The sequence below is a fragment of the Marinobacter sp. OP 3.4 genome, from assembly GCF_036224885.1.
Classification (GTDB): domain Bacteria; phylum Pseudomonadota; class Gammaproteobacteria; order Pseudomonadales; family Oleiphilaceae; genus Marinobacter.
Window position 1 is genome coordinate 18947 of sequence record NZ_JAVVLT010000018.1, and the last position, 22883, is coordinate 41829.

Sequence of the window (22883 nt, forward strand, 5' to 3'; positions counted from 1 at the left end):
CTAACCCTCAAGCAAGCCGTGGCTGAGCAGGCAGGCCAGCCGGCCATGGGGTGACTCGTCCAGCCGGATGCGGCTGCGGCTGGCGTAGGGTACCGCTACCGTGCGGAAGGCCGCCTCCAGGGGTGTTTCCAGGATGTCCGCGAGAACCATGCGGACAACCCCGCCATGACAAACCACCAGTATTCTCTTTCCGGCCAGTTGCCGGTTCCAGTGGTGCCAGGCTTCCGTCACCCGCGCCTGGAACGCTGCCAGGGATTCACCGCCCGGGGGCGGGTGGTCCACCGGGTTGTCCCAGAACCGTTGCAGCGCTTCGCCCCAGGTGGTCATCACCTGTGCCGTGGTGTGGCCTTCCCAGTCGCCGAAGCCGATCTCCCGCAGGCGTGGCTCGGTGTAAAGGGGAACGCCGAGGCGCTCCGACTGTTCCCGGGCGAATTCCGCACACCGGAGGAGGGGGGAGGTGACAATCGCGTCCCAGTGCTCCCCGTCGCCTATCGCCCCGCGCATCTGCTGCCAGCCGGTGGCGCTCAGGGGATGGTCGGTCTGGCCCCGGAACATGGGGCCGCCTTCCGGCTCGCCATGGCGGATCAGGTCGATCAGGGTGGTGGTCATGACCGGTTACTCACGCCGGCATCGTCGAAGGTGGCCATGGCGTTGTGCAGGGCGCAGGCGGAGCGCAACAGGGGCACGGCGACGGCGGCGCCACTGCCTTCCCCCAGGCGCATGCCCAGGTCCAGCAGGGGCGTGGCCTCCAGGGCGTCGAGCACCCTCTGGTGGCCGGGTTCCGCGGAGCGGTGGCCGAACAGGAGCCAGTCCCGCACCCGGGGTTGCTGGCGCACGGCCACCAGGGCGGCGGTGGACACGATAAAGCCATCCACCAGTACCGGAATCCGCCGTTGCGCGGCACCCAGGATGGCCCCGGCGAGGGCGGCGATCTCCAGGCCGCCCAGGGACCGGAGTACTGCCAGCGGATCGCGGTCCCGGCCATGGCGGGCCAGGGCGCGGGTGACCACCTCCGCCTTGTGGGTCAGCCCCTGGGCATCCAGGCCGGTACCGGGCCCGACCAGGTTCCCCGGGGATTCGTCCAGCAGGGCACAGGCCAAAGCCGCGGCGGACGTGGTATTGCCGATGCCCATATCACCGCCGATAAACAGGTGGGCACCGTTGCTGGCGGCCCGTTCCACGGCCTCGTCCCCGGCGGCCAGGGCGGCCATTGTCTGGGCATCCGTCATGGCCGGCTCCCGGGCCAGGTTGGCGGTGCCCGGGGCAATGGGCTGGTGGCGGACGCCTTCCAGCTCCCGGTCCAGTGGGGTGACGGTTCCCAGGTTGACCACATCCAGGCTGGCGCCCAGTTCCCTGGCCAGCACGCTGATGGCGGCGCCGCCACCGGCGAAGTTGGCCACCATCTGGGCCGTTACCGCCTGGGGAAACGCGGAGATGCCCTCATCACAGACACCGTGGTCGGCGGCAAACACGGTGATGGCGATGCGATCCATAACCGGCCGGTCGCTGCCCTGCAGGGCGCAGAGTGCCACCGCCAGGGATTCAAGCTGGCCCAGTGAGCCGGGAGGCTTGGTCAGCACCGCCTGCCGCCGAAGGCCCCGGTCGCGGGCGTCGGCGTCCGGTTGCGGGGGTGGTGTGGTCCAGGCGGGGGGCAGGGTCATGGTGGTCATCCGTCATTGATCAGGGGCGAAAATGGTCGGATGTGCGCCGGTCAGTGTCAAGAACGCCTCTGCCTGACGTAGACTGTGACTCTTTTATGGATTCTTTATATCGATACGGGGAATCAGGCGATTGAACGGGATGATCGAACCGGTGCTGGTGTGTGCCGTGGCGCTGCTGTTGGATCAGGGGCTGGGGGAACCCCGTCGCCGGCACCCGGTGGTGGGCTTTGGCAACCTGGCGTCCCGGCTTGAATGGCGCCTTAACAGGCAGCCCGGCGCCGGGCTCTGGCGGGGGCTGCTGGCGGTAACGGTACTGGTCGTTCCCCTGACCCTGGTGGCCTGGCTGGCGGTCTGTCTCGCCCCGTCATGGCTGGTGCCAGTGCTGGAGGCGGTCGGCTTGTGGCTTGCCCTGTCCCTGCGGGGGCTGCGAGAGCACGGGCTGGCCGTGGCGGCACCACTGGAACGACACGACCTGGACGGCGCGCGCCAGGCGGTGGGCGGCATTGTCAGTCGCAATGCCCGGCGGCTGGATGAACAGGGTGTCGCCACCGCCGCCACCGAATCCATGCTGGAGAACGGCGCCGACGCCGTCTTCGCCAGCCTGTTCTGGTTCCTGCTGGCCGGGCTGCCCGGGGTGTTGCTGCACCGCATGGTGAATACCCTGGATGCCATGTGGGGTTACCGTAATGAGCGGTTCCTGACCTTCGGGCGGGTGGCGGCCCGCCTGGACGATGTCATGAACTGGGTGCCGGCCAGGCTGACCGCGCTGACCTATGCCCTGCTGGGGGATACCCGCCAGGCCCTGCGGTGCTGGCGGACCCAGGCCGCCGCCTGGGAGAGCCCCAACGCCGGGCCGGTAATGGCGGCGGGGGCCGGTGCCCTCAATATTACCCTGGGCGGCCCGGCACCCTACGGTGACCGGCTTCGCCCGCGCCCGGTACTGGGGGTCGGCGGGGCGGCCACTGCCGGGTCGATTCGTGAGGCACTGCGGTTGGTCACCCGGGGTGCCTGGCTCTGGGTGGCGCTGCTGGCGTTCGGTGCCATGATGTTCACGGGAGGTAACGGATGAGCGCGACACCCACCCATGGCGGGCGCCTGATCGAGGCGGCCCGTCGCTGGGGTATTCCACTGGATCACTGGCTGGACCTGTCCACCGGCATCAACCGGCAGGGCTGGAAGGTGCCGCCGTTGCCGGACTACCTGTGGCGCCAGCTCCCGGAGGAAGACGACGGCCTGGATACGGTAATCCGTGGCTGGGCCGGTGCCCCCGGCAACGCCGGCTGTCTGCCGGTACCGGGCAGCCAGGCCGCCATCCAGACGCTGCCATTGCTGCGCTCCCCCTGCCGGGTGGGTGTGCCCGCCCCGGGCTTTGAGGAACACGCCCGTTGCTGGGCCCTGGCCGGGCATGAGGTGGTGCCCGTCAGCCTGGCGCAGGTGGAATCCGGCGATGACTGGTTGGGCGACCTGGACGTGATGGTGTGGATCAACCCCAATAATCCCACCGGCATGACCGTCTCCCGGGAACGGCTGCTGGACTGGCACGCCGAGCTGGTGGGCCGCGACGGCTGGCTGGTGGTGGACGAGGCCTTTGCCACCAGCTACCGGGGCATCAGCCTGGTGCCCATGTCTTCCGCGCCGGGGCTGGTGGTGCTGCAATCCCTGGGCAAGTTCTTCGGCCTGGCCGGGGTGCGTGCGGGGGCGGTTTTTGCGGAACCGGCGATCACCGGTGCCCTGGCGGCCCGCCTGGGGCCCTGGTCCCTGAGCTCGCCGGCCCGTTACCTCATGGCCCGGGCCCTCAAGGATACCCTCTGGCAACAGCGGACGGCGGAGCGTCTGCAGGCGGACAGCGACCGCCTCGACCGGTTACTGCAGGACGCCGGCCTGCCCGCCACACGGGGCACCATCCTGTTCCGTTACCTGGAGCATCCGAAGGCGCAACTCATGGTGGATTTCCTGGCCGGTCGCGGCATCCTGGTGCGCTATTTCGACAATCCGTCGGCCCTGCGCATCGGCCTGCCCGGTGATGCCTTCGAGTGGGAGCGGCTGGAGCGGACCCTGCAACACCTGATGAATGTCGTTGACCAGCACAGGTCGGATTGCTAGCCTGTCGCCCTGTTTTCAGGTATCCCGAAGTCCACTTCGGGTGAAACGGGAAGTCGGTGCGCCCTGAACAGGCAAGTCCGACGCTGCCCCCGCAACGGTAATTGAGTCCGGGAGTTCCATAACCTCCCACGGATAGCCACGACGCCACTGTGCCACCGGCATGGGAAGGCGGTTATCCGGGATGCTCCGACATCCGCTCAAAAGCCCGGAGACCGGCCTGTAAACACACCTGGTGCTGCGGAGGGCGGCAATGGTGGGTGAACCGGCGAGTCTTTCCCTTTATCTGGCCCCTGCCCACCCTGCCTTTGGGCCATTTCCTCCCTGACTTTCGCAGCAATGTTGTTTCCACCGTGCGGGGACGCGCGGTTAGTCAGCGAGATCCGAACATGCCTTTTTCCGACCCGGCCAGCAAGCGTCGCCTGGCGTTTCCTGCCCTTGTACTGCTCCCACTGTCCGTTACCGCCGCCGAAACAGAGGCGGGTGACCCCATTTATGCCGCCATTGATCCCATTGTGGTCACCGCCACCGTGGGGCCGCGCACCGTGGGGGAGAGCCTGTCGTCCGTGACCGTGATCGACGAGGAGCAGATCCGCAGGCAGCAGCCGGCGGAGTTCAAGGACCTGCTGCGCAGCCAGCCGGGCATCAACGTGATCAGCAATGGCTCCTTCGGCAAGAACACCAGTGTCTACACCCGGGGCACCGGCAGCGAGTCCACCATCTTCCTGGTGGATGGCATCCGCCTGCGTTCCTCCACCAGCGGCAGCGCGCCCTGGCAGTACTTTCCCGTGGACCTGGTGGACCGGGTTGAAATCGTGCGCGGGCCGCGCAGCTCCCTGTACGGTGCCGACGCTGTCGGTGGCGTGATCCAGGCCTTTACCCACGAGCCCGTTCAGGATGGCCACCGGGGCTGGGTTGAAGCCGGTGCCGGCAACTTCGACACCCAGATGGGCTCCGGCGGTATTTCCGCCCGGTCAGGCAACACCCGGTTCAGCCTGAGTGGTGTGCACAAGGAAACCGACGGCACCGAGATTATCGAAGGCGGTGATGACAAGGGCTTCCGCAATACCGCCGGTATCGCCAAGGTGACCCACGAACTGGAGAACGGCGGCGAGGCCGGCCTGCTGCTGATGCAGTCCGAGGGCAACAACGAATTCGAGGGCGGTGACACCGACTATATGATCCGCCTGGCCGGTTTCCGCCTGACGACCCCGGTGAGCGACTACTGGGACACCGCGATCCAGGTTTCCGAGGCCCGTGACGAGCAGGACAACTTCCGTGACTCCGGCGACTCGGTGTTCAACACCACCGCACGCACCGCGCGCTGGGAAAACACCGTCTACTTCAGCAGCCACGAGCTGGCCTTGGGCGCGGAACTGCTCAGCGAGAAAGTGAACAGCACCACCGACTACGACGAGGACAGCCGCACCAACGCCGCCGCCTTCAGCCAGTTGCGTCTCGGTTTCGGGCCTACCGATGTGCAGGTCAGCCTGCGGCTGGATGACAACGAAGCCTACGGTCGTGAGGAAACCGGCGGTATTGCCCTCGGCCATGCCTTCGATGACTACCACCGGGTTCGCGCCAGCTACCAGACTTCCTTCCGGGCACCCACCTTCAACGATCTGTACTACCCGCTGGAAACCTACGATTTCGGCGGTTCCTACGCCGGTAATCCGGACCTGGAGCCGGAGAAGGGCGGCGCTTTCGAACTGGGCATGTCCGGCCGATATGATATCTGGTACTGGGATGCCGCCATCTACCAGCTGGATGTGGACAACCTGATCTCCCTGGAAACCGATGCCGGTGGCAACACCCGCCCGGCCAATGTCGACGACGCCCGCATTCGTGGCGTGGAACTGACCGGTGGCTTTGACTACGAAGGCTGGCGCGCCCAGGCGGCCGTGACCCTGATGGATCCCCGTGACCGGAATACCGACAACCGCCTGCGCCGCCGCAGTGCCCAACAGTTCCGCCTGGAACTGGATCGTGAGTTTGCCGACTGGAGTGTCGGCGGCACCCTCAACGCCGAAGGCTACCGCTACGACGATGCCGAGAACGAGGACCGGCTGCCCGGCTTCGGTACCCTCGACCTGCGTGCCGGCTGGCAGTTCGCCGACAACTGGTCCACCCGCCTGACCGTGGACAACGTGTTCGACAAGGAATACGCCACCGCCCTTCGCTTCGATGGCAAGGGTTACCTGGCAGCCGGCCGTACCGCCATGCTCACTGTCCGTTACGACATCCAGTAAAACGACAGCCAGGGAAGGGGGGTGGCCATGAAATCGCAGATAACCTACCTGAAGGCCATGGCACTGCTGCTGATGGCCCTGCTGGCCCCGCCGGTCAGCGCCGCCACGATAGTGGGTGTGGTGTCGGAACGCTCCGCCGCTGAGCTGGCCGCTGGCGCCGAACAGTTTGCCGAAACCTATCCGGACCATCGGGTGGTACTGCGAACCCCGGAGCAACTGGCGCGCCTGGAGGACCGGGAGCTGGCCGGGCTGGTGTCCGGGGCGGACGCCCTGCTGATGGCGGCGGTGTTCGGTGAACAGGTGGGCCGGCTGGCGCGGGTGGTGTCGGAACAGGCCGGGGCACGGTCATTCCCCATCCTGGCCGTCAATGGCGACCGGAGCCTGACACGCCTGTCGCGGCTGGACGGCGAATCCCCCCTGGCGGAGCTGGATGATCAGACCCTCAACGACCTTATGGCCGCCCCGGAGCCGGGCGCCGACGTGGCGAAGCACAACGCCGCCCTCAGGGAACAGTTCCCGCAGCAGGCGTCCTGGCTGGACAGTCGCATCCTCTACCAGGGCCGCACGCCGGACCATCTGGACGCCCTGCTGCGCTGGCTGCTGGTGCAGGCGGATTACGACCTGGACGTCCCCGAGCTACCGTCCCGTTCACTGATCCGCTACTACCGTGACGGGGAGGCCATGGACGACCCTGACGGCCTCGCCCTTCAAGCCGGGCCGGTGGTCACCCTGCTGGACCTGGACAGCGGTGATCGCCCCGGCGACCGGGCACTGCTGGATGATACCTGTGCGGCACTGGAAGCCCGTGATATCCAGTGTTTCGCCGTGCTCGCCCGCTGGGGTGGCGCCAGCCTGGAGGCGGTTCGTGCCCTGCCGGAGACCGTCGGTGACGCCACCCTGTCCGCCATTGTCAGCCTTCAGGATTTCACCGTGGGTGGCGGCGAGGGTCGTCGCCGGGTAACGGAAGAGCTGGAGGCGCTGGACGTGCCGGTGATCAAGGGCCTGCGCCTGGCGTCCCGCACCCGCAACCAGTGGCAACTGTCCATCGACGGAGTGCCGGCGGACAAGGTGCACTACAAGCTGGCCATGCCGGAGTTGCAGGGCGTCAGCCAGCCGCTGGTGCTGGCGGTGGCCGAGCCGGAGGAAATCCACGAACTCACCGGCGTCGCCCTGACCCTGACCCGCCCGGTCCCCGAGCGCATCGAGGCCCTGTCGGAGCGTCTGTCCCGCTGGCAGGTGCTGCAACGCCGAGCCAATGAAGACAAGCGGGTCGCCATCATCTACTACAACCACCCGCCGGGCCGGCAGAACATCGGCGCCGACAACCTGGATGTGCCCGCCTCCCTGTTCGAGATGCTCCACTGGCTAAAGGACGAGGGCTACGACACCGGGCCCCTGCCGGAGAGTCCCGAAGCCCTGCTTGACCGCATGCAGGCCAGGGGCGTCAACCTGACGGACGATCCCCGTTCCCTGCGGGCCATGGCGGACCAGGTGCCGCAGCTCTCTTCCGATGACTATCTCGCCTACTTCAACACCCTGCCCACCGTGGTCCAGGAGGAACTGGTACACGGGCCGTTGGGGTATCTCCATGCGCGGCTGGAACAGGCCCACGAGCTGGGTGAACAGGACATCGCCCTGGACCTGCTGGACCGGGGCACCGGCGACCTGCGCCACCTGATCGAACACCTCCAGCACCCCAACCGCGCCCGGGCCCTGGCTGAGCTGGACGATTACGAGGCCCTGTGGCGCCAGCGCCTGACCGAGGGCGGCCAGCGGGACGCCGTGACGGCCCAGCGTGAGGCGCTGGCGGACACCGGCATCCCCGGCCTGCGGGGCTGGGGCGAGGCGCCGGGCCGGTCCATGGTGGTGGACGGCAACATGGTGTTCCCGGGGCTGCAGTTCGGCAATATCTACATCGGCCCGCAACCGCCCCGGGGCTGGGAAGTGTCCGAGGAACTGCTGCACGCCAACACCACCTTCCCGCCGACCCATCAATACGTGGGGTTCTACCACTGGCTGAAGGACGGCTTTCGGGCCGACGCCCTGGTCTACCTGGGCCGCCATTCCACCCGGGAATTCCTGCCCCGGCGCCGGGCCGGCCTGACCACCGATGATTACCCTGACCTGCTGGGCGGCAATCTGCCCCTGATCTACCCCTACATTGTCGATGGCGTCGGCGAGGGCATCCAGGCCAAGCGCCGGGCCCTGGGCGTGATGATCAGCCACCTGACGCCACCGCTGGCCGCCACGAAGCTCTACGACGACCTGCTGGAACTGCGCCAGCTGGTGGAAACCTGGGAATCCGCCTCCGAGCCGGACAGCCCGACCCGGGAACGGGCGGTGAAGCTGCTGCGGGAGAAGGTCCGCGACCTGGAGATCGGCGACGACCTGGAGCGTGAGATTGCCGGCGAGATGGGCCTGTCCCGGGAGGAAGTGTCCGTGGATGAGCTGTCACCGGACCTGCTGGTCCACGAGGCGGGCCACTACGTCACCGACATGCAGGAACACTTCATGCCCCTGGGCCTGCATGTGTTCGGCAGGGACTGGACCCCGGACCAACTGGACACCATGCTCACCTCCATGGCCGGCGACGACGGTGAACCGGACCCGGACTGGCGCGACTGGCTGGCGGAGTCCCCGGCCAACGAGCGCGCCAGCTTCCTGGCGGCACTGGAGGGGCGTTTCGTGGCGCCGGGGCAGGGCAACGACCCGCTGCGGACCCCGGAAGTGCTGCCCACCGGGCGCAACTTCCACGCCCTGTCCGACGACCTGATTCCCACCCGTGTGGCCTGGTCCCTGGCGTCGGAACTGACCGACAAGGCGCTTGAGAACGACCGTGGGCAGAACGAAGACAGCGATGCCCTGGTCCTGTGGGCCTCGGACACCGTGCGGGACGAGGGCGTGATGATCGCCTTCGGCATGAAACTGCTGGGCATCCGCCCGGTGTGGAACAGCCGGGGCATCGTCAAGGGGCTGGAGCGCCTGCCTGTCGGCCCCGACGAGATCCTGGCGGCCCGCCACAATGTGGTGTTCACCACCTCCGGCCTGTTCCGGGACCTGTACGGCAGCCAGTTGGAATGGCTGGACCAGGCCGTCCTGATGGCGCTGGATGCCTCGGCCGAGACCATTCGCCATGACTATCCGAAGCTGACCACGGCCCTGGATCAGGCACTGTCGGCCCTGCCACCGGAGGTGCGCCGACCCGGCACCGAGCCGCTGGCGTTCAATGGCGTTGCCCGCCGCTGGGTGGAAGACACCCGGGCCATGATCGCGGAGGGCATGGGCGCGGAAGACGCCGGCACCCAGGCCTCCTACCGGGTATTCGGTGCCGCCCCCGGTGCCTACGGCGCAGGGGTGAACCGGCTGGCCTCCCGCTCCGGTGCCTGGAGCGACCGGCAACAGCTGGGCGACGCCTATCGCCGCCGCATGGGCCATGTCTACGGGATGGACCGCAATGGCGAGGCCAGCCACCAGGCCTTCGACCGCCAGTTGCAGTCCGTCGGCCATACCTACCTGGGCCGCGCCAGCTACCTGTATGGCCTGCTGGACAACGACGACGGCTTCGACTTCCAGGGCGGGCTGTCCAATGCCGTAGAGCACCTTCGCGGCGAGCCGCCGCAGAACCGGGTGCTGCAGTACGCCGATCCGGCCAACCCCCAGGTCAGTTCCCTGCAGCGGGCACTGGATGTGGAACTGCGGTCCCGCAACCTCAATCCACAATGGCTGGCGCCGCTGATGGAGCATGGCTATGCCGGTGCCCGCACCATGGGCAGCGACTTCCTGGACAACCTCTGGGGCTGGCAGGTCACCAGCCCGCAGGTGGTGCGCCCCGGGGTGTGGGACGACATCAACGAGGTCTACTTCCAGGACCGGCACCAACTGGGGCTGGATGAGTTCCTGTCACAGGGGCACAATGCCCACGTGAAAACCCATATGCAGGCCATTACCCTGCTGGCCGCCAAGCGGGGCTTCTGGGATGCGGATCCATTCGTGCTGGACCAGCTTGCCAGTGACTTTGCCAACGGTATTGTTGACCATGGCCTGCCCGGCGATGGCCACACCCGCCCGGACCACCCGCTGATGGACTGGGTGTCGGACCGGCTGGAGCCGGCACAACGGGAGGCCTTCAACGCCGCCCGCAAGGGCGGACCACCGCCTGAAGACAGCGGGGACAACCATTCATCATGCCAGTCAGCCGGGAGTCTGTTCGCCGCATGCTAATCCGACGATTCATGGCCGCTGCCCTGATGTGGACGTGCGTTAACGCCCAGGCGGACGAGGTGTGCGCCACCGATGCCACCGGCCAGCGGCTGTGCCTGGACCAGCCAGCCGAGCGCATTGCCGCCCTGTCCCCCGGCGCCACGGAACTGGTGTGGGCGGCGGGAGCCGGCGACAAGGTGGTGGCGGTGGTGGCCTTCAGCGATTATCCACCGGAGGCGAAGGACGTGACGTCGGTCGGCAGCCATACCCGCATGGACCTGGAGGTACTGGTCTCGCTAAAACCGGATCTGGTGATCGGCTGGGTCACCGGCAATCCGCCGGAGCAACTGGAGACCATCCGGGAACTGGGCATACCGGTGTTCTCCATCGAGCCCCGAAGTTTTGACGACGTCTCCCACACCATCCGGCAGTTGGCGACCCTCGCTGGCACCGAAGCCCACGGCAACAAGGTTGCCCACCATTTCCGCCGGGGCATGACCGAGCTGGAGGCCGCCTATGAGGGTGCTGATCCGGTGCCGGTGTTCTACCAGGTGTGGGATGAACCTCTGATGTCCGTGAACGATGACCACCTGATCGGCAAGGTCATCACCCTGTGCGGTGGCGTCAACGTCTTCGGCGAGCTGGACCGGCTGGTGCCGAGGATCAGTGACGAAGCGGTGCTGGCAGCTGACCCGGAGGCCATCCTCGCCGGCGGAATGGGGGAGGAGAACCGCCACTGGCTGACCCACTGGGAACAGTATGACGAACTCACCGCCGTGCGACGCGACAACCTGTTCTTCGTGCCGCCGTCGCTGATCCAGCGCCCGACGCCGCGCATGCTGGAAGGCAGCCGCCTGTTCTGCGAGAAACTCGACGAGGCCCGGGCCCGTCGCACCGAAGCGGTCGGGGAGTAAGCAGTGCCGCTTGCCCGTCCTCACCTGTTGCCGTTACTGATGCTGGCCTGCGCCGGATTGCTGGCCATGGTGCTGTCCGTCGGCACGGGCAGCGTCAGCCTGTCGCCGGGTGAGGTGATGGCGGCGGTGATGGGCGGCGGCGAGCCCCTGCACCATACCCTGGTACTGGAACTGCGCCTGCCCCGCACCCTGGCCGCCTTTGCCACCGGCGGGCTGCTGGCGGTGGCGGGGGCGCTGATGCAGGTGCTGCTGCGTAACCCGCTGGCCGACCCCTATGTGCTGGGCCTGTCCGGGGGGGCTTCGGTGGGGGCCTTGCTGGCCATGCTGGCAGGGCTGACGACACTCGTGGTCAGCGTCTCCGCCTTTGGGGGTGCCCTGCTGGCCACCCTGCTGGTGTTCGGTCTGGCCCACGGCACCGGAAGCTGGACACCATCACGACTGCTGCTCACCGGCGTGGTGGTGGCCGCCGGCTGGGGCGCGGTGATCACCCTGATGCTGGCCATCGCCCCCGCCCAGCGGCTGCCGGGCATGCTCTACTGGCTGATGGGGGACGTGTCCTACGCCCGCAGCCCCTGGCCGGCGATGGTCCTTCTGTTCCTGACCTGCCTGCTGGTGTTGCCGGTGGGGCGCAGCCTGAATGTCCTGGCCCGTGGCCCCATGCAGGCAGCGGCCCTGGGTGTGAACGTACGGCCACTGGAATGGATGATCTACCTCAGTGCCAGCCTGCTGACGGCCACGGCGGTGACCACGGCCGGCAGCATCGGCTTCGTCGGGCTGGTGGTACCCCATATGCTGCGGCTGCTGCTGGGCAACGACCAGAGGCTGATCCTGCCCGCCTGCGCCCTGGCCGGCGGTACCCTGCTGGTGCTGGCGGATACCCTGGCGCGGGTGGTGATTGCCCCGGAACAGTTGCCGGTAGGGGTGATCACCGCCTTGCTGGGCGTGCCCACGTTCCTTTACCTGCTGTACCGGAGCCGCTGATGAATCCGTTGCAGACGCGACAACTGGTGATCGATATCCCGGGCCGAGACTCCGGGCAGCCGCTGGATTTTGCCCTGGAAAGCGGGCAGGTGTGGGGCGTACTGGGCCCCAATGGTGCCGGCAAGACCACACTGCTACACACCCTGGCAGGCCTGCGCCCCGCCCGCAGCGGGGAGGTATGGCTGGGTGAGCGTTCACTGACCCGGATCCGCCGCCGGGAGGTATCTCAACAACTGGGGCTGGTGTTCCAGGAACGGCAGGACGGTTTCCCCGCCACCGTGCTGGAAACCGCACTGATCGGCCGCCACCCGTGGCTGTCCCCCTGGCAGATGGAAGGGGGCGAAGATCTGGCCCTGGCGCAGCAGGCCCTGGAAGCGCTCGATGTGGCCCACCTGTCAGACCGGCTGGTGAATACCCTGTCCGGCGGCGAACGCCAGCGGGTGTCCATCGCCACCATGCTGACCCAGAATCCGGATATCTGGCTGCTGGACGAGCCTACCAACCACCTGGACCTGCATCACCAGGTGGCGGTGCTGCGGTTGCTGGAAGATCAGGCAAAATCCGGCAAGGCGGTGTTCATGTGCCTGCATGACCTGAACCTGGCCGCCCGGTGGTGCGACCACCTGTTGTTGCTGTTCCCCAATGGCGATGCCTGCTGGGGACCTGCGGAGCAGATGCTGGTGCCGTCGGTGCTGGAGCGTCTGTATAACCAGAAACTGATGACGGTGGAGGCTGATGGGGCGCCGGTTTTTGTGCCAGTGCGTTCATAGCTCATCAGCCTGACCGCGGTGAGTGGGGGCCCTCTTTCCGGGACCCTAAAAAACAGGGACGTTTTTTAGGAGCCTACAGGGACGTATCTACGGCGTGTCCCGGAAAGAGGGCCCCCACTTACCGCAGACTCCCAAGTATAAAAAGGAAAGAACCAGTTGCTTGAAACAACCACCCCAGCCGCCATGATCACCGCCCCAGGCTCCGGCCAGGGCAAATCCATGGTCACCGCCGCCCTGGCGCGCCTGCACCGTAATGCCGGTCGCAAGGTGCGCGTGTTCAAGCACGGCCCGGACTACCTGGACCCCATGGTGCTGGAAGTGGCCTCCGGGCAACCGGTCTACCAGCTCCACCCCTGGATGACCGGGGAAGACGAGTGCCGCTGGCGACTGGCAGAAGCCGCGCAGCAGGCGGACCTGATCCTGGTGGAAGGCTCCATGGGGCTGTTCGATGGTGACCCGTCCAGCGCCGATCTGGCGAAGCTGATGGGCATTCCCGCACTGCCCGTGATTGACGCCCGGGGCATGGCCCAGACCTTCGGGGCCGTGGCCCTGGGGCTGGCAAGCTTCGACCCGGCGTTGCCCGTGCACCAGGTGATCGCCAACCGTATCGGCAGCCCCCGCCATGGGGACATGCTGCGGGAGAGCCTGCCGAAAGGCATCGAACTGCTGGGGGCCATTCCCCGCAACGACGCCATGAACATACCGGACCGCCACCTGGGGCTGGTGCAGGCGGCCGAGGTGGCGGATCTTGATGCCCGCCTGGATGCCGCCGCCGACGTCCTGCAGGAGGCAGGGCTGGACCAGTTGCCGCGACCGGTCCGGCTTAGTGCGGAACCACCGCGCCCCCCGGAACGCCACCTTGAGGGCACCCGCATCGCCATCGCCCGGGATGCCGCCTTCGCGTTTATCTATCGCGCCAACCTGGACATGTTGGAAGCCATGGGTGCTGACCTGGTGTTCTTCTCGCCACTGGCCGACAGCCGTCTGCCCGAGGCGGATGCGCTCTGGTTGCCCGGCGGCTACCCTGAACTGCATGGGGCTACCCTGGCCGCCAATACCAGCTTGCTGGCGGATATCCGGGCCCACCATGAAGCCGGTAAACCCATGCTGGCGGAGTGTGGCGGGCTGATGGCCTGCTGCGAGCAGCTGATCGACCGCAATGGCGATGGCCACCGGTTACTGGGACTGATGCCCGGGCGGGCGGAGATGGCGGACCGGCTGCAGGCCCTGGGGCTACAGGGCCTTGCCACCACCGACGGTGAGTTGCGGGGCCATACCTATCACCATTCCCGGCTGGTCACCGACTGGCAGCCCCTGGCCCGCACCCGCAAGGTAGCGGGCACCGAGGCTGAACCGGTGTTCAGCCATCGCGGCCTGGTGGCCAGTTACTTCCACGGGTATTTCCCGTCAGCCCCGGCCGTGGTGGCACGGATCTTCCGGGGCGAACCGATTGAACCAGAGGAGAAAAACAATGGCTGAACGCGCCAAAGACCCGGAACGTCATGCCCGCCGTATGGCGGCCAAGCAGAAGATCATGAACGAGCGCATTGCCAGGGCCCAGAAAGAGCAGGGCGTGCTGCTGGTGCTGACTGGCGCCGGCAAGGGCAAGAGCAGCTCCGGGTTCGGCATGGTGGCCCGGGCCCTGGGCCATGGCATGAAGGTGGGCATTGTCCAGTTCATCAAGGGCGCCTTCAGCACCGGCGAGGATGCCTTCTTCCGCAAACTGCCCAATGTGGATTACCACGTGATGGGTGAGGGCTATACCTGGGACACCCAGAGCCGGGAGCGGGACATCGCTGCCGCGTCCGCGGCCTGGGACATCGCCGCCCGCATGCTGAAGGACGACAGCTACGACCTGGTGCTGCTGGACGAGCTGAACATCGCCCTGAAGTACGACTACATCGACCTGGACCGGGTGCTGGACGACCTCCAGGCCCGTCCGGAGATGCAGCATGCCATCGTTACCGGTCGCCATGCGCCACAGGAGCTGATCGAGCTGGCGGACACGGTCACCGAGATGAAGGTGGTCAAGCATGCCTTCAAGGATCTTGGGGTGAAGGCGCAGAAGGGCGTGGAACTTTGACGACCCTGATGATCCAGGGCACCACATCGGATGCGGGCAAGACCACCGTGGTGGCTGCCCTGTGCCGGTGGCTGTCCCGGCAGGGCGTGTCGGTGGCACCGTTCAAGCCCCAGAACATGGCCCTGAACAGCGCGGTGACCGTGGATGGCGGCGAGATCGGGCGCTCCACGGCCTTGCAGGCCCTGGCCTGCGGGCTGGACCCCCACAGTGACATGAACCCGGTGTTGCTGAAGCCCCAGAGCGACCGGGGCGCGCAGGTCATTTTGCGGGGGCAGGTCCACGGCAATATGGACGCGCTGGACTATCACGCCTACAAGGTGGAGGCGAAGGAGTCGGTGATGGCTGCCTGGCAGGCGTTGTCCGGCCGTTACGATGTGATCATCGCCGAGGGCGCCGGCAGCCCCGCCGAGATCAACCTGCGGGCCAACGATATCGCCAATATGGGGTTTGCCGAAGCGGCGGACTGCCCGGTGCTGCTGGTGGGGGACATCGACCGGGGCGGCGTGTTCGCCCAGTTGGTGGGTACGCTGGAACTGATCTCCCCCAGTGAACGGGGGCGTACCCGGGGCTTTATCATCAACCGCTTCCGGGGCGACAAGACGCTGCTGGACCCGGGGCTGGACTGGCTGGGTGAACGTACCGGCAAGCCGGTGGTGGGGGTGTTGCCCTACCTGCATGGGTTGGTGGTGGACGCGGAAGACAGTGTCGGCACCAGCGGCGACAGCGAGGCGGGCGCCCTGAAAGTGGTGGTGCCGCTGCTGCCACGCATCAGCAACCACAACGACTTTGACCCGCTGCGACTGCACCCGAAGGTGGACCTGCAATTTATCGCGCCGGACCAGCCAATCCCCCCGGCGGACCTGATGGTTTTGCCCGGCAGCAAGAGCACCCGGTCGGACCTGCAATGGCTGTACGCACAAGGCTGGCCGGAGGCTATCCGGCGCCACCTGCGCTACGGTGGCAAGGTATTCGGCATTTGCGGCGGTTTCCAGATGCTTGGAGAAGCGGTTGAAGACCTGGATGGCCTGGAAGGCGATACCGGCACCACGACCGGTCTTGGATTACTGGATATGACCACCCGCATGGTGGCCGGCAAGCAGCTCCGGCGTGTCAGTGGCCAGTTTATCGAACAGGCCGCGGGCGTGGCCCGGCCGGTGGCGTTCACCGGCTACGAGATGCATAACGGCGTGACCCGTGGCGACGCACTGTCATCACCCATGGCCACCCTGGCTGGTCGCCCTGACGGTGCTATCAGTGAGGACGGCCAGGTGATGGGCACCTACGTGCACGGCATCTTCGACGAACCCGCCGCCTGCGATGCCATCCTCCACTGGGCCGGCCTGGCGACTGATGGCCAGTCGGTGGACTACCGGCAACACCGCCTGCAACAACTCGACCGCCTGGCCGACCAGGTGGAGCAACACCTGGACACCGTCTGGCTGAAAACCCTGCTGGGCCTGCAAGGATCACCATGACCGACCCCAACCGCCCCTTCTCCGACGAAGAACGCCAGGGCCTCTACCGGGCCATCCACGAGCGCCGGGACGTGCGTTCCCAGTTCCTGCCGGATCCGATCCCTGACGACGTCCTGGTGAGGCTGCTCAACGCCGCCCACCATGCCCCGTCGGTGGGCTTCATGCAGCCGTGGGATTTCATCCTCATCGACAGCGTGCCGGTGCGGGAGCAGATAGTTGCCATCTTCGAGCAGGAGAACGAAAAGGCCGCCAACAACTACAGCGGTGACCGACAACAGACCTACCGCAGCCTGAAACTGCAGGGCATCCTCGACAGCCCCATCAACCTGTGCATCACCTGCGACCGAAGCCGGGGCGGCGACCACGTGCTGGGCCGCAACTCCATCGTGGAAACCGACCTGTTCAGCACCTGCCTGGCGGTACAGAACCTGTGGCTGGCCGCCCGCGCCGAAGGCATCGGCGTCGGCTGGGTCAGCATCCTGGACCAGCAGCAACTGGCCAACACCCTCAACCTGCCGGACCACGTCTACCCCCTGGCCTACCTGTGCCTGGGCTATGTCAGCGAGTTTCTTGATCAGCCCGAACTGCAGAAAAAGGGGTGGCGGTCGCGGCTGCCGCTTGAGGAGTTGCTGCATGGGAATGGATGGGGGCAAGCAGTTGCCGACCTTGATCTGTACCGATCCGGTGGTGAGACCCTGCGAGGCATCAACCTCGAACAATAGCATCCCTTCATCAAAGCGTTGCGTCCACCGGACTCCTGACGCCAAAGCCGCCCTTCCGCACCACATGGGTGTAGATTTCCGTGGTTCGCAAGTCGGTATGGCCGAGAAGCTTCTGGATTGTGCGCAAATCATAACCCGCCTCCAGCAGTCGAGTGGCAAAGCTGTGACGAAAGGTATGACTGCTCGCCAGCTTGCGGATTCCGGCCGCGCGTATGGCCTCACGGAAGCGCTTCTGTACGGTCCTGTCCAACACGTGGTGGCGCCGGCGAATGCCGGAACGAGGATCGACGGAGAGGTCCTTGGCAGGAAACAGGTATTGCCAACCGGTTTCTTTCTCTGCGTGGGGGTATTTCCGGGCGAGCGCCGTAGGTAGATAAACGGCGCCATACCCGGCAGCCAGGTCCGCCTGATGTTGATGGGTGGCCACCGCTATTTGTTGGTGCAGTGGTTCGAGCAAGCGGTCCGGCAGTAATGTGATCCGGTCCTTGCCGCCCTTTCCGCCACGAACCACCAGTTGCTGCATGTCGAAATCCACATCCTTTATGCGGAGCCGAAGCGCTTCACTGATGCGGAGTCCGGAACCGTATAGCAGTATGGCAATCAGTTTTGGCACCCCCTCCAGTTTATCAATGACCCGCTTTGCCTCGTCGGGACTGAAAACCGTTGGTAACCTTGCAGGCTTGCGGGCGCCTTCAAAATGCAGCTCCTCCAGTGGCATTGCCATGAACTCACGGTAGAGAAACACCAGAGCATTGAGGGCTACGCGTTGCGTGGCCAGGGCGACGTTACGCTGAACGACTAGATGGTTCAGGAAGGCTTCCACCTCTGCCGATCCCATGGTTCTCGGGTGTCTGCGCTGGTGGAAGCGGATATAGCGCTTGGTCCAGAACAGGTAGGTCTGCTCTGTCCTGTAGGCCAGGCCCCGCGCCCGAATGAAGGCGCGGAGCTGATCCAGAAATCGGGTGGGTTTTGCCGGGATTGGGTTAGGAATGTCCATATCCGAATTGTCCTTTCAGGTGCTGTAATTATATACAGTATTCGGTGAGGCACGAATGTCAAGAACCCGCCTGCGGCACGGAGTTCAGCGAACGCGTTCGCAAAACTCCGTAAACCGGCGGAGAAAAGGCGATAAGCATCTGATATGGTTGAAGTGAAAAGATGGGGTACTGGAGTTATACGCCCCACCGAAGGTACCAGGAGTGGCCGGAATAGGGGCGTATAACTCCTGCGGTAGCCGTGGGGGTTGGGGCTAATGCCATGAATTTACGGTTTTTTGTTCGTGTTGACGCCAGCTCGATATTGGAATTATACGAACGGGTGTTATACGAACGCGTTCGTATAATTAGCTGTTATGTGCATTTCACCTCTAGGCCACGGAAGAGGTTCTCATGACTGATCATTTCGGTTCTTGTCTGTGCGGCACGGTTAGCTTTCAGGTCAAAGGTGAATTCGATAGCTTCTATCTGTGCCATTGTCGGCATTGCCAGAAAGATACGGGTTCGGCCCATGCGGCAAATTTATTCTCGCATTCTGCTAAATTGGACTGGCAATCGGGTGCAGATGCCGTGGCTTCCTTTACGCTTCCAGGTACTCGTCATAGCCGGAGCTTTTGTAAATTGTGTGGTTCAGCATTGCCGAATTCGCCGGTCGCGGGTTTAGTCGTTGTTCCCGCAGGGTGTTTGGATTCTCAATTAACGATGTTGCCAACGGCGCATATATTCTCATCAAGCAAAACCGTTTGGGATGAGCGGTTGGCGGAGGTGCCGAAGTTCGAGGGTCTGCCAACGTGAACCACCACATAACCAGTGCATTAAATTCGTTCCGGCCCGATGGGCCTCCACCGGACGCCCTAGTCGGGCGCCGTTTATGCAGGCGTTATGAGCTCAAGGCCGAAGCATGAGTGAGCATAGAGATGCCAGTGATCGACTGACTTTCGATTTCAATAGCATCCAATCTCGGTGCTACCAGGAGGTAACCAAAGCTATTGTGGTTGAGTTCGGCCTAGAGCCGGCCGGCGGCAAGGTCCGGGGTCTTGATGAGGTATTTCAAGATTTCAAGCGTGACAATGAAGTCGTTAGTTTGGAGTGGGACAGCTGGTCTGGCTATATCGTGAATGCAAAAACCAAATCCGCTGAGCCTTTGGTTCGCGAAATAGCAGGTTATGTCAGTACCAAATTCAACTCATAACAAGGCCAAGCACAGCGACAGCTTTTCCGTTGCGGCTTCGCCTCCACTACAAAGCTGCGCGTGTTGGCGGCGTTGATATGACTCCCCACGTCAAGAGACATGCACCAACCCAGGCCCGTTTTTCAGAGCTACGTCACCACCGATAAGGGTGGGTCAGGACAGACGCTGAGGCCAGTAATCGTCGACGGTTTTCATGCTGATATCCGTGGGTTCTCACCACCTTACTTTTCCGTCGTGAAGCCGGTCCTCCGTCTAGGAGCGAGCGTCTGGTCTGAGGGTTCAGCCAGGCTTCCTAACGCGCGTCGAGGGTTGCTTCACACTCCGCGGCCTGAGGCGTCTGCCCTGTCCCATAAGCGTAGTCATTCTCTTCACCTTGGATCGGGAGTGGCGATCACCACTTCCCGTGCAATGGCCCAGATGTGGCCCACCAGTTCCCGGGCAATGGCGGCGACCACCACGTTGCGGTGCTTACCGCGTTGCATCAGAGAACGGTACCGGCGGCAGAGCCGGGCCTGCGCATCCCAGGCCTTCTCCACAATGGCCTTGGGTAGGTCTTCCTGGCGTTGCTGAAGGATGCGCGAGGTTTTCGCCGGGTATCGATAAGCATGGGCGGCCTCGATCAGCATGCGCCTGGCCCGTTTATTTCCGGCGCAGGTGAGTGATCCGACTCGTCGCCGGTTGCCGCTGGAGCGCTCGCTGGGCGTCAGGCCCACGTAGGCCATCAGTTTTCTGGGGCTGTCGAATCGCTGAAGATCGCCCAGCTCGGCCACCACGCTGGTGGCCACTAACAACTGAACACCTCGTAGTGCCTGGATGGCCTTCACGACGGGATAGAAACGCCACCGGCGAACCCGGTAGGTCAGTTCGTTATCGAGCCGGTCCAGGCGCTTGTACCGTTCGACGATGGTGTAAAGCATTTCCCGGAAAACGGTGTTCAGGACCGGTGTCGGCATGACCAGTTCCGAGAGCCAACGGATGTGGGCTGCTGACCAGTTGGCCGAGCCGGTGTAGCGGATGTCGTGTCGCAACAGGAAAGCCTTGAGTTGGCTCTTGGCATTCTTGAGATCCCACATGGCGGTTTCCCGGGCCCGAGAGAGATCGCGGATGGCTTCGTCTTCCGGCTCTGGCACATAGATGGGATCGACATCCCCACTGCGCAGTAACTGGGCCAGTTGCATGCAATCACGCTTGTCGGTTTTTACCTGCTGGCCGGGCTTCTTCGGGATCAGTGACGGAGCCACCACAAAGCAGGGAAAGTCCCAGCTTGAGAGCAGTCGGTAGAGCCAGTAACCGCAGGGGCCGGCTTCATAGACGAACTGAAGCTGGGCCCCCGGATGACGGGATTCGAACTGTCGAACCATCTTGCGGATGGCGTAGTGTTGGGTGCCGATGGCGCCAACGTAAGTCACCGGCTCTGTTCGCAAATCTGTGGCGTAGGCGACGGCAATCGAGTCCTTGTGCGTATCCAGGCCAATATACAGTGTGCTATGTTTTTTCATGGTGCTGCCCCCCGTTTTTTACGCATGTGAACACGTAAATTATGGCTCTGGCTGAGGCTAACCCACGAGGTGGGGGCAGCCCCCTAGTGGGGAGTTATAATGTCTAGATAGGGCCCGACGGTAAAAAGGAGATAGTGTTGTCACTACTAGTAGCGGATTGTCCCCGATGCGGGACCAAAGATATTACGTTTGACGTTGGAAATCAGGTCCAAGTAGCCACCCGGTTCAGTTGGCAAATGATTCTTGAAATTTTTTGCGTCTGCCGTGCATGCCGTCACCCTACTATCTTTCTAGTCTCACAAAACCAGCAATACTATGCCGATATTCTCAAAGCTGGCCTGAGTGAGGTCGGATCAGCCATAAATGATCTCGTGAAGGTAGAGAGGTACATTGGTATCCAAGATAATTCTGCAGAAGTGCCACCTGAACACCTCCCGGAAAATATTGACAGAATTTTTAAAGAGGGCTCGGCCTGCATGTCTATCGGCTGCTATAACGCAGCCACTACAATGTTTAGGCTATGCCTCGATTTAGCGACGAAGTCTCTACTCCCAGATGATGCCGAAGGCCTCAACAATAGGATCAGAAGGAACTTGGGGTTCCGACTACCTTGGCTATTCGACAACCAGATTCTGCCTGAAGGTCTGCGGGAGCTGTCCTCTTGTATCAAAGATGACGGTAATGATGGCGCTCATGAAGGCATTCTCTCCAAGGAGGATGCCGCGGACGTTTTGGACTTCACTTTTATTCTACTCGAGAGACTTTATACAGAGCCTCAGAGGCTTGAAATTGCACGTCAAAGAAGAGCAGCAAGGCGAAACGGTGATTAATACCAATCTAACAAGGCCAGGCACGGCGACGTCTACTGCATTGCGGCTTCGCCTCCATTCCGTAGCCGCGCATGCTGGCTGGCGTTATATTTCACTAGGAGGTTGAGTGGACACCCAGCAGTTACTGGAGGCTGCGCAGACAATTGACATCCTTCAATCAATGTTTGCCGGTGATAAAAATGAATGGTTACCAGTCATTGCGGCAATTGGCGGTGCCTTCGTAGGCGGTGTTTCGACTTTTCTCCCTAGCTATCTCTTGGAACGGAGGAAGTTAAAGCAGGAAATTCGATCTGTAGAAACGGCGCTTGTCTCCGAGGTATCAGCTTTGTTGGAGGTAATCGAACATCGCAGGTACGTGTATGGATTGGAAGAGTCGGTTTACTATCTCGAGCATCACCCTGACAAGAAAAAGATATTTTCCGTAAAAATACCAGTTCACTACTCACGGATTTACCAAGAACACATCTCTAAGATTGGATTGCTTCACCCGAAACTGTCCGCCAAAATCATCCGGTTCCATCAGCTAATTGACTCGGGTGTCCAAGACATCTCTGCAGGAGGGTTTGTCGCCGAAACTGGCGGTGACGTTCATGATTTCGAAGAGTTACTCGAAATATTCCATACCGCGATCAAGATCGGCAGAGAGGTTGTGGGAAAAAAATATAACTAGGCACGTAAGGCGGACGCGTGAAACGCGCCGCTTCGCTCCGCGTTATACGGATAAAGCTCTATGAACTGGTCTTTGGTGTTAAATTTTATATCCGTACCCGCAGCAATAATTCTCGGCTTGCTATCTTACCGGCTCAGTTTGCATAACAGTCGGTCTCAAAAGGTCGAGGAGTTGGCTTCAGTGGAAGGCCAAGTGGGGAGAATCGCATCCATTGAGGTTGCGCGTGTCGCAGGCCGTTGTGATTACGGCACACTGATACGAGATCATGTATTGAATGTGGCGACAATCGACAACATTGCCTCAAAGTGTAAGAAGCACGGGTTAAACGGTGCCGAGCTTGACGAATTTCTCAGCGAGGCCAACTCCGCGCTGGCTAATCGCTATTGGGAACGCGAGCCAGCAAATAGACTTATTGGCCGTGCTCGGAACCTACAGAAAAAAATTGGCGATGAGATGCGGTCTTAGTTCATTCCTGGGACATGTATAACCAATAGTTCCAGTTCGTTCCGGGCCTGAAGGCCCTCCACCGGACGCCCTTTTCT

The 22883-nt window shown here is 63.5% G+C and carries 20 protein-coding genes and 1 riboswitch; of the genes, 16 read left to right on the forward strand and 4 right to left on the reverse strand.

Annotation, left to right across the window (positions count from 1 at the left end):
• Together RO069_RS02945 and cobT are read right to left on the reverse strand one after the other, a co-directional pair.
• Positions 1-609: a histidine phosphatase family protein gene (locus RO069_RS02945; protein WP_328185246.1), complete on the reverse strand. Its 609-nt coding sequence runs from the start codon at positions 607-609 to the stop codon at positions 1-3.
• Positions 606-1661, reverse strand: coding sequence for a nicotinate-nucleotide--dimethylbenzimidazole phosphoribosyltransferase (cobT, locus tag RO069_RS02950; protein ID WP_328185247.1), 1056 nt, complete (start codon positions 1659-1661; stop codon positions 606-608). The genes RO069_RS02945 and cobT overlap by 4 nt, the downstream gene beginning before the upstream one ends.
• 142 nt (positions 1662-1803) lie before the next feature.
• Between cobT and cbiB the strand changes: the two genes are divergently transcribed.
• From cbiB to bluB, 11 genes are all read left to right on the forward strand, one after another.
• Positions 1804-2730, forward strand: coding sequence for an adenosylcobinamide-phosphate synthase CbiB (cbiB, locus tag RO069_RS02955; RefSeq protein ID WP_442915324.1), 927 nt, complete (start codon positions 1804-1806; stop codon positions 2728-2730).
• Positions 2727-3764: a threonine-phosphate decarboxylase CobD gene (gene cobD, locus RO069_RS02960; RefSeq protein ID WP_328185249.1), complete on the forward strand. Its 1038-nt coding sequence runs from the start codon at positions 2727-2729 to the stop codon at positions 3762-3764. Before cbiB ends, cobD begins: the two co-directional genes overlap by 4 nt.
• A riboswitch (cobalamin riboswitch) is annotated at positions 3765-3999 on the forward strand. It abuts the gene before it with no gap.
• A gap of 151 nt (positions 4000-4150) precedes the next feature.
• Positions 4151-6010, forward strand: coding sequence for a TonB-dependent receptor domain-containing protein (locus RO069_RS02965; protein WP_328185250.1), 1860 nt, complete (start codon positions 4151-4153; stop codon positions 6008-6010).
• Positions 6011-6037: 27 nt separating this feature from the next.
• Positions 6038-10231, forward strand: a complete 4194-nt coding sequence (locus RO069_RS02970; protein WP_328185251.1) for a cobaltochelatase subunit CobN — start codon at positions 6038-6040, stop codon at positions 10229-10231.
• Positions 10225-11124: a cobalamin-binding protein gene (locus RO069_RS02975; protein WP_442915322.1), complete on the forward strand. Its 900-nt coding sequence runs from the start codon at positions 10225-10227 to the stop codon at positions 11122-11124. Before RO069_RS02970 ends, RO069_RS02975 begins: the two co-directional genes overlap by 7 nt.
• A 39-nt stretch (positions 11125-11163) precedes the next feature.
• Positions 11164-12105, forward strand: coding sequence for a FecCD family ABC transporter permease (locus RO069_RS02980; RefSeq protein ID WP_328185307.1), 942 nt, complete (start codon positions 11164-11166; stop codon positions 12103-12105).
• A complete protein-coding gene (locus tag RO069_RS02985) occupies positions 12105-12875 on the forward strand; it encodes an ABC transporter ATP-binding protein (RefSeq protein WP_328185252.1) in 771 nt (256 codons plus the stop codon). The genes RO069_RS02980 and RO069_RS02985 overlap by 1 nt, the downstream gene beginning before the upstream one ends.
• 183 nt (positions 12876-13058) lie before the next feature.
• On the forward strand, positions 13059-14354 hold the full coding sequence (locus RO069_RS02990) for a cobyrinate a,c-diamide synthase (protein WP_442915325.1): 1296 nt from the start codon (positions 13059-13061) through the stop codon (positions 14352-14354).
• Positions 14347-14958, forward strand: coding sequence for a cob(I)yrinic acid a,c-diamide adenosyltransferase (cobO, locus tag RO069_RS02995; protein WP_328185254.1), 612 nt, complete (start codon positions 14347-14349; stop codon positions 14956-14958). The genes RO069_RS02990 and cobO overlap by 8 nt, the downstream gene beginning before the upstream one ends.
• Entirely contained in the window at positions 14955-16433 is a 1479-nt protein-coding gene (locus RO069_RS03000; RefSeq protein ID WP_328185255.1) for a cobyric acid synthase, read from the forward strand. Before cobO ends, RO069_RS03000 begins: the two co-directional genes overlap by 4 nt.
• Positions 16430-17155, forward strand: a complete 726-nt coding sequence (gene bluB, locus RO069_RS03005) for a 5,6-dimethylbenzimidazole synthase (RefSeq protein WP_328185256.1) — start codon at positions 16430-16432, stop codon at positions 17153-17155. The genes RO069_RS03000 and bluB overlap by 4 nt, the downstream gene beginning before the upstream one ends.
• Before the next feature lie 10 nt (positions 17156-17165).
• Here bluB and RO069_RS03010 read toward each other — a convergent pair whose 3' ends face one another.
• Positions 17166-18152, reverse strand: a complete 987-nt coding sequence (locus tag RO069_RS03010; protein ID WP_328185257.1) for an integron integrase — start codon at positions 18150-18152, stop codon at positions 17166-17168.
• 391 nt (positions 18153-18543) lie between these two features.
• On the opposite strand from RO069_RS03010, the gene RO069_RS03015 reads away from it, so the two are divergent.
• A complete protein-coding gene (locus RO069_RS03015) occupies positions 18544-18945 on the forward strand; it encodes a GFA family protein (protein ID WP_328185258.1) in 402 nt (133 codons plus the stop codon).
• Between the two features lie 106 nt (positions 18946-19051).
• Complete coding sequence (locus RO069_RS03020; RefSeq protein ID WP_328185260.1) at positions 19052-19342, forward strand: hypothetical protein; 291 nt, start codon at positions 19052-19054, stop codon at positions 19340-19342.
• Between the two features lie 368 nt (positions 19343-19710).
• Here RO069_RS03020 and RO069_RS03025 read toward each other — a convergent pair whose 3' ends face one another.
• Entirely contained in the window at positions 19711-20841 is a 1131-nt protein-coding gene (locus tag RO069_RS03025) for an IS110 family transposase (protein WP_328185261.1), read from the reverse strand.
• A gap of 137 nt (positions 20842-20978) precedes the next feature.
• On the opposite strand from RO069_RS03025, the gene RO069_RS03030 reads away from it, so the two are divergent.
• From RO069_RS03030 to RO069_RS03040, 3 genes are all read left to right on the forward strand, one after another.
• Positions 20979-21671, forward strand: coding sequence for a DUF4145 domain-containing protein (locus RO069_RS03030; RefSeq protein ID WP_328185262.1), 693 nt, complete (start codon positions 20979-20981; stop codon positions 21669-21671).
• Between the two features lie 106 nt (positions 21672-21777).
• Entirely contained in the window at positions 21778-22341 is a 564-nt protein-coding gene (locus RO069_RS03035) for a hypothetical protein (RefSeq protein ID WP_328185263.1), read from the forward strand.
• A 60-nt stretch (positions 22342-22401) separates the two neighbouring features.
• A complete protein-coding gene (locus RO069_RS03040) occupies positions 22402-22806 on the forward strand; it encodes a hypothetical protein (RefSeq protein ID WP_328185264.1) in 405 nt (134 codons plus the stop codon).
• Positions 22807-22883 lie beyond the last annotated feature (77 nt).

Bases quoted from the DNA above. Each gene is read 5' to 3' on its own strand.
- RO069_RS03015 (WP_328185258.1), top strand. From the start codon at position 18,544: ATGACTGATCATTTCGGTTCTTGTCTGTGCGGCACGGTTAGCTTTCAG.
- cobD (WP_328185249.1), top strand. From the start codon at position 2,727: ATGAGCGCGACACCCACCCATGGCGGGCGCCTGATCGAGGCGGCCCGT.
- RO069_RS02965 (WP_328185250.1), top strand. From the start codon at position 4,151: ATGCCTTTTTCCGACCCGGCCAGCAAGCGTCGCCTGGCGTTTCCTGCC.
- RO069_RS02945 (WP_328185246.1), bottom strand. From the start codon at position 609: ATGACCACCACCCTGATCGACCTGATCCGCCATGGCGAGCCGGAAGGC.
- cobT (WP_328185247.1), bottom strand. From the start codon at position 1,661: ATGACCCTGCCCCCCGCCTGGACCACACCACCCCCGCAACCGGACGCC.
- RO069_RS02990 (WP_442915325.1), top strand. From the start codon at position 13,059: ATGATCACCGCCCCAGGCTCCGGCCAGGGCAAATCCATGGTCACCGCC.
- RO069_RS03020 (WP_328185260.1), top strand. From the start codon at position 19,052: ATGAGTGAGCATAGAGATGCCAGTGATCGACTGACTTTCGATTTCAAT.
- RO069_RS02970 (WP_328185251.1), top strand. From the start codon at position 6,038: ATGAAATCGCAGATAACCTACCTGAAGGCCATGGCACTGCTGCTGATG.
- RO069_RS02975 (WP_442915322.1), top strand. From the start codon at position 10,225: ATGCTAATCCGACGATTCATGGCCGCTGCCCTGATGTGGACGTGCGTT.
- RO069_RS03040 (WP_328185264.1), top strand. From the start codon at position 22,402: ATGAACTGGTCTTTGGTGTTAAATTTTATATCCGTACCCGCAGCAATA.
- cobO (WP_328185254.1), top strand. From the start codon at position 14,347: ATGGCTGAACGCGCCAAAGACCCGGAACGTCATGCCCGCCGTATGGCG.
- RO069_RS03010 (WP_328185257.1), bottom strand. From the start codon at position 18,152: ATGGACATTCCTAACCCAATCCCGGCAAAACCCACCCGATTTCTGGAT.
- RO069_RS03025 (WP_328185261.1), bottom strand. From the start codon at position 20,841: ATGAAAAAACATAGCACACTGTATATTGGCCTGGATACGCACAAGGAC.
- bluB (WP_328185256.1), top strand. From the start codon at position 16,430: ATGACCGACCCCAACCGCCCCTTCTCCGACGAAGAACGCCAGGGCCTC.
- RO069_RS02980 (WP_328185307.1), top strand. From the start codon at position 11,164: ATGCTGGCCTGCGCCGGATTGCTGGCCATGGTGCTGTCCGTCGGCACG.
- RO069_RS02985 (WP_328185252.1), top strand. From the start codon at position 12,105: ATGAATCCGTTGCAGACGCGACAACTGGTGATCGATATCCCGGGCCGA.